The 10,244-nt window shown below is 69.0% G+C and carries 11 protein-coding genes, 1 other RNA gene and 1 pseudogene; 6 read left to right on the top strand and 7 right to left on the bottom strand.

The window, feature by feature from the left end:
• From ACFE7U_RS05005 to ACFE7U_RS04975, 7 genes are all read right to left on the bottom strand, one after another.
• A partial coding sequence (locus ACFE7U_RS05005) for a peptidoglycan -binding protein (RefSeq protein WP_375408632.1) occupies positions 1–1,004 on the bottom strand: 1,004 nt, incomplete at its 3' end.
• Positions 1,004–1,978 carry a MotA/TolQ/ExbB proton channel family protein gene (locus ACFE7U_RS05000; protein ID WP_375408663.1) on the bottom strand — a complete coding sequence of 325 codons (975 nt, stop codon included), beginning with the start codon at positions 1,976–1,978 and terminating at the stop codon, positions 1,004–1,006. The genes ACFE7U_RS05005 and ACFE7U_RS05000, both read right to left, overlap by 1 nt.
• 179 nt (positions 1,979–2,157) lie before the next feature.
• Positions 2,158–2,979 carry a TIGR00282 family metallophosphoesterase gene (locus ACFE7U_RS04995; RefSeq protein WP_375408631.1) on the bottom strand — a complete coding sequence of 274 codons (822 nt, stop codon included), beginning with the start codon at positions 2,977–2,979 and terminating at the stop codon, positions 2,158–2,160.
• A 12-nt stretch (positions 2,980–2,991) separates the two neighbouring features.
• On the bottom strand, positions 2,992–3,582 hold the full coding sequence (locus ACFE7U_RS04990; protein ID WP_375408630.1) for a 5-formyltetrahydrofolate cyclo-ligase: 591 nt from the start codon (positions 3,580–3,582) through the stop codon (positions 2,992–2,994).
• Positions 3,572–3,728: non-coding RNA, 6S RNA (ssrS, locus tag ACFE7U_RS04985), on the bottom strand. The genes ACFE7U_RS04990 and ssrS overlap by 11 nt, the downstream gene beginning before the upstream one ends.
• Before the next feature lie 445 nt (positions 3,729–4,173).
• Positions 4,174–4,533, bottom strand: coding sequence for a cell division protein ZapA (locus ACFE7U_RS04980; RefSeq protein ID WP_375408629.1), 360 nt, complete (start codon positions 4,531–4,533; stop codon positions 4,174–4,176).
• Between the two features lie 21 nt (positions 4,534–4,554).
• Positions 4,555–4,842 carry a DUF4164 domain-containing protein gene (locus tag ACFE7U_RS04975; protein ID WP_375408628.1) on the bottom strand — a complete coding sequence of 96 codons (288 nt, stop codon included), beginning with the start codon at positions 4,840–4,842 and terminating at the stop codon, positions 4,555–4,557.
• Between the two features lie 463 nt (positions 4,843–5,305).
• Here ACFE7U_RS04975 and gap point away from each other — a divergent pair, with 463 nt between their 5' ends.
• The 6 genes and pseudogenes from gap to ACFE7U_RS04945 form a co-directional block, all read left to right on the top strand.
• Positions 5,306–6,313, top strand: a complete 1,008-nt coding sequence (gene gap, locus ACFE7U_RS04970; RefSeq protein WP_375408627.1) for a type I glyceraldehyde-3-phosphate dehydrogenase — start codon at positions 5,306–5,308, stop codon at positions 6,311–6,313.
• Positions 6,314–6,367: 54 nt separating this feature from the next.
• A complete protein-coding gene (locus tag ACFE7U_RS04965) occupies positions 6,368–6,835 on the top strand; it encodes a hypothetical protein (protein ID WP_375408626.1) in 468 nt (155 codons plus the stop codon).
• A gap of 43 nt (positions 6,836–6,878) precedes the next feature.
• Positions 6,879–8,081: a phosphoglycerate kinase gene (locus ACFE7U_RS04960; protein ID WP_375408625.1), complete on the top strand. Its 1,203-nt coding sequence runs from the start codon at positions 6,879–6,881 to the stop codon at positions 8,079–8,081.
• A gap of 193 nt (positions 8,082–8,274) precedes the next feature.
• A complete protein-coding gene (gene fba, locus ACFE7U_RS04955; protein WP_375408624.1) occupies positions 8,275–9,339 on the top strand; it encodes a class II fructose-bisphosphate aldolase in 1,065 nt (354 codons plus the stop codon).
• Positions 9,340–9,371: 32 nt separating this feature from the next.
• Positions 9,372–10,031, top strand: a complete 660-nt coding sequence (locus tag ACFE7U_RS04950; RefSeq protein WP_375408623.1) for a thiamine phosphate synthase — start codon at positions 9,372–9,374, stop codon at positions 10,029–10,031.
• Positions 10,028–10,244, top strand: a pseudogene (locus ACFE7U_RS04945) (sel1 repeat family protein); the annotation flags it as partial. The gene ACFE7U_RS04950 and the pseudogene ACFE7U_RS04945, both read left to right, overlap by 4 nt.

Below are 10,244 nucleotides of genomic sequence, written 5' to 3'. Positions count from 1 at the left end.
GTCAGCTTGAGCTCGATCCGACGGTTGCGGGAATAGGATTCCTCGCTCGATCCCGCCTCCAGCGGCTGGAACTCGCCGAAGGCGGCGGCGAGCAGGCGCTGGGGCGGGATGCCCTTGCCCGCCATGTACTGCACCACCGCGATGGCGCGGGCCGCCGACAGCGACCAGTTCGACGGGAACTGGGAGCTCGCGATCGGGCGGGCATCCGTATGCCCGTCAATGCGCAGGACCCACGGGATGTCGGCGGGGATCTGGCGGGTGAGGTCGAGGATCGCGACCGCGATGCGGTCGATCTCGGGCGCGGCCTCAGGTTTCAAGGTGGCCGATCCCGCCGGGAACAGCACCTCGGATTGCAGCACGAAGCGGTCGCCGACGATGCGGATGTCGGGTCGGTTACCGAGGATCTGGCGCAGGCGCCCGAAGAAGTCGGAGCGGTAGCGCGCCAGCTCCTGCACCCGCTGCGCCAGCGCTACGTTGAGGCGGCTTCCGAGATCCGCGATGCGGGCCTGGCTCTCCCTGTCGCGGTTCTCCGAAGCCGACAGCGCGTCCTCGAGGGCGGCGAGCTGCCGGCGCATGGCGGCGATCTGCTCGTTGAGGAGGTCGACCTGCGACAGCGCCCGATTGGTGTTGGCACGCTCCACCGCGATCTGCTTGTCGAGCTCGCCCGCGCGGGAGCCGGTGCCCTGGGCGCTCTCGGCCAGGACCTGGAGCCGGCTGCGGTCGGCCTCGGTCGCCAGCAGCGTGCTGCGCAGGTTCGCGGCGTTCTCCTCCTGCGCGCGCTTCGTCGAGCGTTCCAGGGCGAGGAGGTCCGTCAGATCGGCGATCTGGCGGGTCAGCCGGTTGAGGACGGAATCCCGTCCCGTGATCTCCTGGGACAGGAAGAACTGCCCGACCACGAAGATCGTCAGCAGGAAGACGACGGCGAGCAGCAGCGTCGCCAGGGCGTCGACGTAGCCGGGCCAGACGTTGAGGCTTCGGTCGCGCCGCGTGCGCAGCGAGGCCATCAGGCGCGCTCGCGGCCGAGGCGATCCAGCACCTGCTTCAGCTCGCGCTCGCGGCTCGCCTGCGCCTCGACCCAATCGCGGATCATCTGCTGCTCGGCGCGCATGTGCTGGACGAGGCCCTGGATGCCCTCCGCGAGGTTGGTCATCGCCTGCGTGGCCACCCGGCCGTTGGCGCCCTCGGCGACGACGGCGGTGAGGCGCTCCACGGCCTCCGTCAGCTCCTTGGCCGAGGCCGGGACCTGGCTGGCGATCTGCGGCGCGACGACCGTCCCCTCGGGTTCGCCCGAGACGAGCCAATCCTCGAGGTCGTTGTGGAAGCGGGCATGGGCCTGGCCGGCCTGCAGGTCGAGGAAGCCGATGATCAGCGAGCTCCCGAGCCCGAACAGCGACGCCGAGAAGGCGAGCCCGATGCCGCTCAAGGGCACCGCGAGACCGTTCTTCAACTCGTCGAACATCGCGCCGGCCTCGCCGCCGCCGCGCATGGTGCGGATCACCGAACCGACGGCGCTCAGGGTATCGATCAGGCCCCAGAAGGTGCCGAGCAGCCCGAGCAGGATCAGGAGGCCGGCGACGTAGCGCAGGATCTCACGGCCCTCGTCGAGCCGCGCCGCGGTGGTGTCGAGGAACGCGCGCAGGCCGGGCAGGCTGCGGCCCTCGCGCCGCGCCTTGATCACCGGCGCCATGTGGGCGAGGAGCGAGGGCGCTTTGGCCGGCGTCGCGCCGGTCGCTACCGCGTTGACGTAGCCGGTCTCGCGATAGAGCCGCAGCACCTGCCCGAAGGCCAGAAGGACGGCGATGAGCAGCACCCCGAGGATGAGCCCGTTGAGGCCGGGGTTGGCCAGGAAGGCCGGAGTGATCTGCTTGAAAAGGACGAAGGCGAGGAAGCCGACGAGGATCAGGAAGACCAGCATCCGGATCAGGTAGATGCCGGGCTTCACCAGCGGTTCGGCGGTGGACGCGGGAGGGGTCGCCATCGGGTCGAGGCTCTTCTTCGAGATCCGGGCCTCCCTGGCGAAGGCCAAGGCAGCCCTCCGCGCCGGGCAGCGCCCATGGCCGCTACGTTGGGCGATTGCGGCCGCACATTGGCGCCACGCCCTTCGGCGATCAAGCCCGCGCCGCTCGCTCTGCGCAAACCAACCTGGGAGAGGGCACCCTAATCCCAGTCGTGTGGCCAGGTTTCCTCAAGATGCGGCCCGAGCCTCACCGGCGCCACCCGCCTCGCCAGCCCGGTGACGTCGTCGGTCTCGACGGCGATGCCGCACAGCGTGCCCTCGCCCTGCGCCGCCTCCAGGCGGGCGCCGGGCGTCTTCTGCAGGAAACGGCGCAGGGGCTCGTCCTTCTGCATGCCGAGAATGGAATCGTAGTCGCCGCACATGCCGGCATCCGACAGATAGGCGGTGCCGCCGGGCAGGATGCGGTGGTCCGAGGTCGGCGTGTGGGTGTGGGTGCCGACGACGAGGCTGGCCCGGCCGTCGAGGAAGTATCCGAAGGCCTGCTTCTCGCTCGTCGCCTCGGCATGGACGTCGACGATCACCGCGTCCGCGACCTCGCCGAGCGGGCAGGCCGACAGCTCGCGCTCGGCCGACGCGAAGGGATCGTCGAGGGCATCGAGGTAGATCCGCCCCATCACGTTGAGGACGAGGACGCGCGCGCCCGCGCGGGTCTCGACCACCGTTGCCCCGCGCCCCGGCGTGCCCGGCGGGTAGTTGGCCGGCCGCACGAGGCGGGTCTGGCGCGCGATGAAGACGAGGGCTTCGCGCTGGTCGAAGGAATGGTTGCCGAGCGTCACCGCATCGGCGCCGGCCCCGAGAAGTTCGTCGCAGATCGCCTCGGTGATGCCGAAGCCGCCGGCGGCGTTCTCGCCGTTGACCACGACGCAGTCGAGGCGCCAGTGCTCGCGCAGGCGCGGGAGCTTGTCGGCGACGACGTTGCGGCCCGGGCGCCCGACGACGTCGCCGAGGAAGAGGAGGCGCATGAGGTCGAGCCTTCAGGTCCGGACGAGGGAAACGGGACCGGCCTCGGTGACGAGATGGTCGACGGGCTGGTCGTGTGATTCCGCCGGCACCTCGTCGATCTCCTGGACCGAGAACGCGACGCCGATCGTCAGCACCGGACCGTTGAGGCTCAGGCGCGCGATCGCCTGGTCGTAATAGCCTCGCCCGTAGCCGATGCGATGGCCGCGCCGGTCGAACGCCGCGAGCGGCACGATCAGCGCGGTCGGATCCAGGGGCGGGAGGTCGTCGCGCGGCTCGCTGAGGCCGAAGCTGCCCCGAACCAGGGCTTCGCCGGCCTTCCACTCGCGGAACACCAGTCCGGAGGGGGTCACCTTAGGCAGGGCGACCCGCTGTCCGCGGTCGAACAAATGCCTGATCAGGGGACGCGGATCGACCTCGCTGCGGATCGGCCAGAACGCGCCGACGATCTCGGCCCGTGCCAAACCCGGGATGGCAGCGATGTCCTCGGCGATGCGTGCGGAGCCTTCGCGGCGCAACTCGATATCGAGCGCGTCTCGGCGAGCGAGGGCGGAATTACGCAGGTCGGCCTTGAGGCCAGAGGTCGGAGAGGAGTGCGGAGCCACGTGAGCCGTTGGAGGATCGATCCCGGGAAACCTACAGTGTAGGTGGGCGCCGTGTTGACCAAGTCCAGGGACGAGGCCAGGGACAGCTCCCGGGGGAGTCGATAAGGCCCCGGGGAAAGTGCTCCTGACGCACTCTGCAGCCCCGCCGACCCCATGTAGCGTCGGCCGCGGCGTAGCGCCAGGGGCGCCTCGCATCATATGGCGAAGCAGGCGGTTTTTCGCCGCGAATTCATCACCCGGCCCGATCAAGCCGTGTCACGCGCCCACGCCCTGTCCCCGTTGGCGCGCAACACCATGCCGAAGCGGTCGGCATCGTGCGCTCCCGCATCGCCTCCAAGCTGTTCCGGCTGCAATCGGGCTCGGCGCGCAACGCCGTCCCTGCCGCGACCTGATCGGAGATGTCGGTGTTCACGCCGAACCATCGAACGATCCTGCCCACGCCGTCGCGGATCGGCTCGGGTCACGAAGGGTCTGTAGCGTCCATCCGCCGGCCGTAGCGGCACCGTCATCTCGAAGGTCGCTCCGCTGGCGATCGAGGCCTGTCAGCGGACCAGAACCTCCGGCATCGCGAGGGGACGCTTCGGTTCGTCGTTACCCCGCCGACAACAGGTTGGACAGCCGCGTGATCCGATCCGCGGCGCGGTTCAGGCCGTCCTCGACCAGCGCGTCCTCGGCGGCGCGTTCCGCATCGATGGCGGCCAGACGAAGGCGCATCGCCTCGGCCTCGGCCTCGAGGTCGGAGAGCTTGCGCTTGGTGTCGAGAAGGTCGTCGGCCTGCGTGAGCGCCGCCATGACCTGCAGGCGCATGTCGCCGATCTCGCCGAATGCCCGGCGCATCTCCGCGACACGGCCGCCGAAGCTCTCGGCCAGGGCCGCGAGATGCGGCTCCTCGCCTTCGGCGCAGGCCATCCGGTAGCTCTTGCCGTCGATGGTGACGTTGATCTGTGGCATCGCGGTCCGGAGGCCTGTCGATCAGAGGTCGGGATGGCGGCGCGGGCGCAGCAGGACGCCCTCGACGGCGGAGATCGCCCGGCCGAGGCGATGGCCGACGTCGTCGGTGGCGGCCTCCACCGCGGCGAGTCGCGCGCTGGCCGCATCGAGCTCGGCGCCGAGGCGCGCGCGGTCCTCGCCCATGATCGCGAGCTCGGTCTCGATCTCGCCCGGCGCGCGCTCCGCCTCGAAGCGCTGCGCCACCGCCTGTTCGAGACGCGCCAGAGCCGCCTCAAGGCGAACCAATCCCTGTCCGGAAGAGCGGCTCATATTCCCTTTATCCCAAAGACCGCCGCATGCGATGTCGTCATTCTGCATTGTCGAACCGGTCGCGACCCGAAATCAACCTGACTCTCGCGCAGGTTCGTCACCCGCCAACCTTTGCCAGTCCTGGACGCCATGGTAGGGGACCCCTCGTTCGCCTGAGGACAGGTCCTTTTCAGGGGGCATGGCTCGCTCGGGCTCCGCCTGCGCCTCCACGCGATCGTCCTTCGGTCGTGGGCGCGAGTGGAGCCGGCGCGGTTCATCTCAGGTTCAAACGTAACATCGCTCAGCACGAGCGCGGCGCGAAGGGGCGATCTCGAGATCGAGACGATTGCGTGCCGGGTCCTCGGGGTCAATTCTCGGCACCGAGGTCTTGTCCCCAGGTCTTGCCCAATGGCCCAGCCGCGCCGATTTGGGCGTTACGGGGAAACCGGACGTCCGGCACCCTGACAGAAGAAGGATTGAGGCCGTGACGGTCAAGGTTGCCATCAATGGGTTCGGACGCATCGGCCGCAACGTGCTGCGCGCCATCCACGAAGCCGGCCGCAAGGACATCGAGGTCGTGGCGATCAACGATCTCGGCCCCGTCGAGACGAACGCGCACCTGCTGCGCTTCGATTCCATCCACGGCCGATTCGGCGCGAAGGTCGAGGTCGACGGCGACTGCATCGTCATCGATGGCAACCGCATCAAGGTCACGGCGGTGCGCAACCCGGCCGAGCTTCCCCACCGTGAACTCGGCGTCGACATCGCGCTCGAATGCACCGGCATCTTCACGAGCCGCGACAAGGCCAAGGCCCATCTCGATGCCGGCGCCAAGCGCGTGATCGTCTCGGCGCCCGCCGACGGCGCCGACCTCACCGTGGTCTACGGAATCAACCACCATGCGCTCACCGCGGATCACCTCGTGATCTCGAACGCCTCCTGCACCACCAACTGCCTGGTGCCCGTCGCCAAGGTCCTGCACGACCTCGTCGGGATCGAGCGCGGCTTCATGACCACGATCCATTCCTACACCAACGACCAGCCGTCCCTCGATCAGATGCACAAGGATCTCTACCGGGCTCGCGCCGCGGCCCTGTCGATGATCCCGACCTCCACCGGAGCGGCCAAGGCGGTCGGCCTCGTGCTGCCGGAGCTGAAGGGCAAGCTCGACGGAACCTCGATCCGCGTTCCGACCCCGAACGTCTCGGCGGTGGACCTCGTGTTCACGGCCAAGCGCGCGACCTCGGTCGAGGAGATCAACGGGGCGATCAGGGCGGCGGCCGACGGTCCCCTGAAGGGCGTCCTCGCCTATACCGACGCGCCCAACGTCTCGATCGACTTCAACCACGACCCGCATTCCTCGACGTTCCACATGGACCAGACCAAGGTGATGGACGGCACCTTCGTGCGCATCCTCGCTTGGTACGACAACGAGTGGGGGTTCTCGAACCGCATGGCCGACACGGCCGTCGCCATGGGCAAGCTGCTCTGAGCCTCACCGGCCGAAATCCGGACTCGTTCTGCAAGACAGCATGGTGCGCCTGAGATGACAGAGACCTCGCCGACCCCGTCGACCGGAGCCAGCTTCATCCCAGGCGCGAGGCCCCCGGAGACCGCGCCGGTCCCCGAGAGCCGGGCCGCCGCGAGCCAGCAGACGGGGTCGCCCCCCGTCGTCGGCAAGGCCGAAACGATCCTGCCGGCGGGCTCTAGCGGCGACCAGCTCGCGCGGATCGAGGACAAGTGCGCGCGGATCGAGGACAAATACGCCCGCTCCGAAGCACTGCTGTCGCGGATGGAGGAGAAGGTGGAGGGCGCCTCGCAGCGCATGAACGAGAGCGCGCGCCAATCCGATCTCACTGCGCTCCGCAGCGAGGTCCGGGCGATCGCCGACCGGACCAAGCGCCTGCCCGGCGCCGGCGCCCTCGTCCTCACCGCCATCATCACGGCGGTGCTCACCGTCGTGCTCATGATCGCTGCGCAGCGCCTGAACCTCCAGGCGATGATCCCGGTCTGACCGGCGTCGTTGCGCCAACCGCTCCTTGTTCGAGAAGGCCAGGATGACCGCTTTCCGTACCCTCGACGATGCCGGCTCGCTCAAAGGCAAGCGGGTGCTCCTGCGGGTGGACCTCAACGTTCCCATGGATGGCGGCCGCGTCACCGATGCGACCCGGATCGAGCGGATCGTCCCCACCATCCGGGAAATAGCCGACCAGGGCGGACGCGTGGTGCTCCTGGCGCATTTCGGCCGACCGAAGGGCAAACGCGAGCCGCGCGAGTCCCTTCAGCCCGTCGTCGCGACCCTGTCCGAGCATCTCGGCCGTCCGGTCGCCTTCGCGGCCGATTGCATCGGCGAGGCCGCGGCCGGAGCGGTGGGCCTGCTCAAGGACGGCGAGGTCCTGCTTCTCGAGAACACCCGCTTCCACGCGGGCGAGGAGGGGAACGACCCGGCCTTCGTGGCGGCGCTGGCGGCGAGCGGCGATATCTACGTCAACGAGGCCTTCTCTGCGGCCCACCGCGCCCATGCTTCGACCGAGGGCCTCGCCCACGTGCTTCCTGCCTTCGCCGGACGGCTGATGCAGGCCGAGCTCGATGCGCTCACCAAGGGACTGGAAGCCCCGGCGCGCCCCGTGATCGCCTTGGTCGGCGGCGCCAAGGTCTCCTCCAAGATCGACCTGTTGCAGAACCTCGTCACCAAGGTCGACATGCTCGTCATCGGCGGCGGTATGGCCAACACCTTCCTGCACGCACAGGGCAAGGATGTCGGCAAGTCGCTCTGCGAGAAGGATCTCGCCGATACGGCCCGTCGCATCGTCGAGGCCGCCGCGGCTGCCAGATGCCGGATCATCCTGCCGGTGGATGCGGTGGTCGCCACCGAGTTCAAGGCCCATGCCTCGAACGAGACCGTGGGCGTCGACGACGTGTCGGCACAGGGCATGATCCTCGACGCCGGCCCGGCTTCGGTCGCCGAGATCAACGCGGCCATCGACGAGGCCGGGACGCTCGTCTGGAACGGACCGCTCGGCGCCTTCGAGATGGCACCCTTCGACGCCGCCACCGTGGCCGCCGCCCGTCATGCGGCCGAGCGCACCCGGGCCGGCAAGTTGGTCTCGGTCGCCGGCGGCGGCGACACGGTGGCGGCACTGAACCATGCGGGCGTGGCGGACGACTTTTCCTACGTCTCCACCGCCGGCGGCGCTTTCCTCGAATGGCTCGAGGGCAAGGTGCTGCCCGGCGTCGAGGCGTTGCGGGTCAAGGGGTGAAGCTGAGCACTGTGATCTGTCATTCCGGGACTGCGTAGCAGGGTCCGGAACGCAGAACCGCAGACACTTCTCAGGTCTGCGATACCTGTGGGTCTGGGTTCCGGGCTCGCCTTCGGCGCCCCGGAATGACATGGCGGGGCCGAGTTTGACTATTCGAGCGCCTTTTTGGGGTGCTGGCATCGAGGAGACACCAATGGCACGCATCACCCTGAGGCAGCTCCTGGATCACGCGGCCGAGCATGGATACGGCGTGCCGGCCTTCAACATGAACAACATGGAACAGGGCCTCGCCATCATGGCTGCGGCCGATGCCACCGACTCGCCCGTCATCCTCCAGGCGAGTAAGGGCGCGCGCGCCTACGCCAACGACATCGTGCTGGCCAAGCTCATCGACGGCCTCGTCGAGATCTACCCGCACATCCCCGTCTGCATGCATCTCGACCACGGAAGCGACGAGGCCACCTGCGCCACGGCCATCCAGTACGGCTTCACGTCGGTGATGATGGACGGCTCGTTGAAGGCCGACGGCAAGACCCCGGCCGACTACGCCTACAACGTCGAAATCACCCGCAAGGTCACCGAGATGGCCCATTGGGCCGGCGTGTCGGTCGAGGGCGAGCTCGGCGTGCTCGGCTCCCTGGAGAGCGGCGAGGGTGAGGCCGAGGACGGCCACGGCGCCGAAGGGGTGCTCAGCCACGACCAGCTCCTCACCGATCCGGACGAGGCCGTGAAGTTCGTCAAGGCCACGAAGGTCGACGCCTTGGCGGTGGCGATGGGTACCAGCCACGGCGCCTACAAGTTCACCCGTCAGCCCGACGGCGACGTGCTCGCCATGAACGTGATCGAGGAGATCCACCGGCGCCTGCCTTCGACGCACCTCGTCATGCACGGCTCATCGTCGGTGCCGCAGGACCTGCAGGACATCATCAACCAGTACGGTGGCGAGATGAAGCCGACCTGGGGCGTGCCGGTCGAGGAGATCCAGCGCGGCATCAAGCACGGCGTGCGCAAGATCAACATCGACACCGACAACCGCATGGCGATGACCGGGCAGATCCGGAGGATCCTCGCCGAGAACAAGGCCGAGTTCGATCCGCGCAAGTACCTCAAGCCCGCCATGGAGGCGATGACGAAGCTCTGCCGCCAGCGCTTCGAGGAGTTCGGCACGGCCGGCCAGGGCGGCAAGATCCGCCCGGTCTCGGTCTCCTCGATGGCCAAGCGCTATGCCGAGGGCTCGCTCGATCCCAGGATCGGGTAAGCCCCGGCCATGATGCAAACCCAGGCCGCACGATGACCGAGCCGCGCACCCGCCTCGCCCTGCTCACCCCCCATGGGGTGGAGGCGAGCCATGCCGACGCCCTGGTCGAGGCTGTTCGGCGGGCCTGCGCAACGGCCGACGTCGCGGCCGTCATTCTTCGCCTAGCGCCCGCGGACGAGCGCAGCCTCGTCAACCTCGTCAAGCGGATCGTGCCGGCGGGCGAGGACAGGAGCGCGGCCTTCCTCGTCGCCTGCGGCGGGTATGCCGGCGACCTCGTCAGCGTCGCAGCGCGCGGCGGCGCCGACGGCGTCCATCTCGACAAGCCGGCGCAAGGCGCGTTGCGCGACCTGCGCGGACGCCTCGCCGACGGCCGCATCCTCGGGGCCGGGGGGCTCGAATCGAAGCACCTCGCCATGGAGGCGGGTGAAGCCGGGGTCGATTACGTGATGTTCGGCGGCCTGTACCCGGACGGCGTCGCGCCGGAGCCCGAAACGGTGCTGGCGCGGACTCAGTGGTGGGTCGAGATCTTCGAGACGCCCTGCATCGCGGTGGCGCATGCCGCTTCGCAGCTCGAAGAGCTGGCCACGACCGAGGCCGAGTTTCTCGGCCTGGAGAGTGCGCTCTGGATGGACGAAGGCGTCGATCTCGCCGCGGTCCAGGCACTCCTGGCCGCCCGGGAGCCGACTTCGTGAGGCTGGCGCAGGTCGTCGTCGCGGGCCTCGCCCTCGCTTCGGTAGCTCCGGCCCTGGGGGAGACGCCGAAGGACGTGGTGCCGGCGAGCCCCCGCACGATCAAGGTGGCACCACTCAAGGATCTGCCGACGCCCTACACACCCGGCGCGGTCGGGGCCGTGCCGGGGCCGTCGAGCAAAGCCCCGGATATCGCCTTCGGCGCCTACCAGCGCG

The sequence above is a fragment of the uncultured Methylobacterium sp. genome (genome assembly GCF_964251405.1).
Classification (GTDB): domain Bacteria; phylum Pseudomonadota; class Alphaproteobacteria; order Rhizobiales; family Beijerinckiaceae; genus Methylobacterium.
The sequence above is the reverse complement of the archived record's forward strand: the minus strand, read 5'-3'. Positions and strand labels throughout refer to the sequence as shown.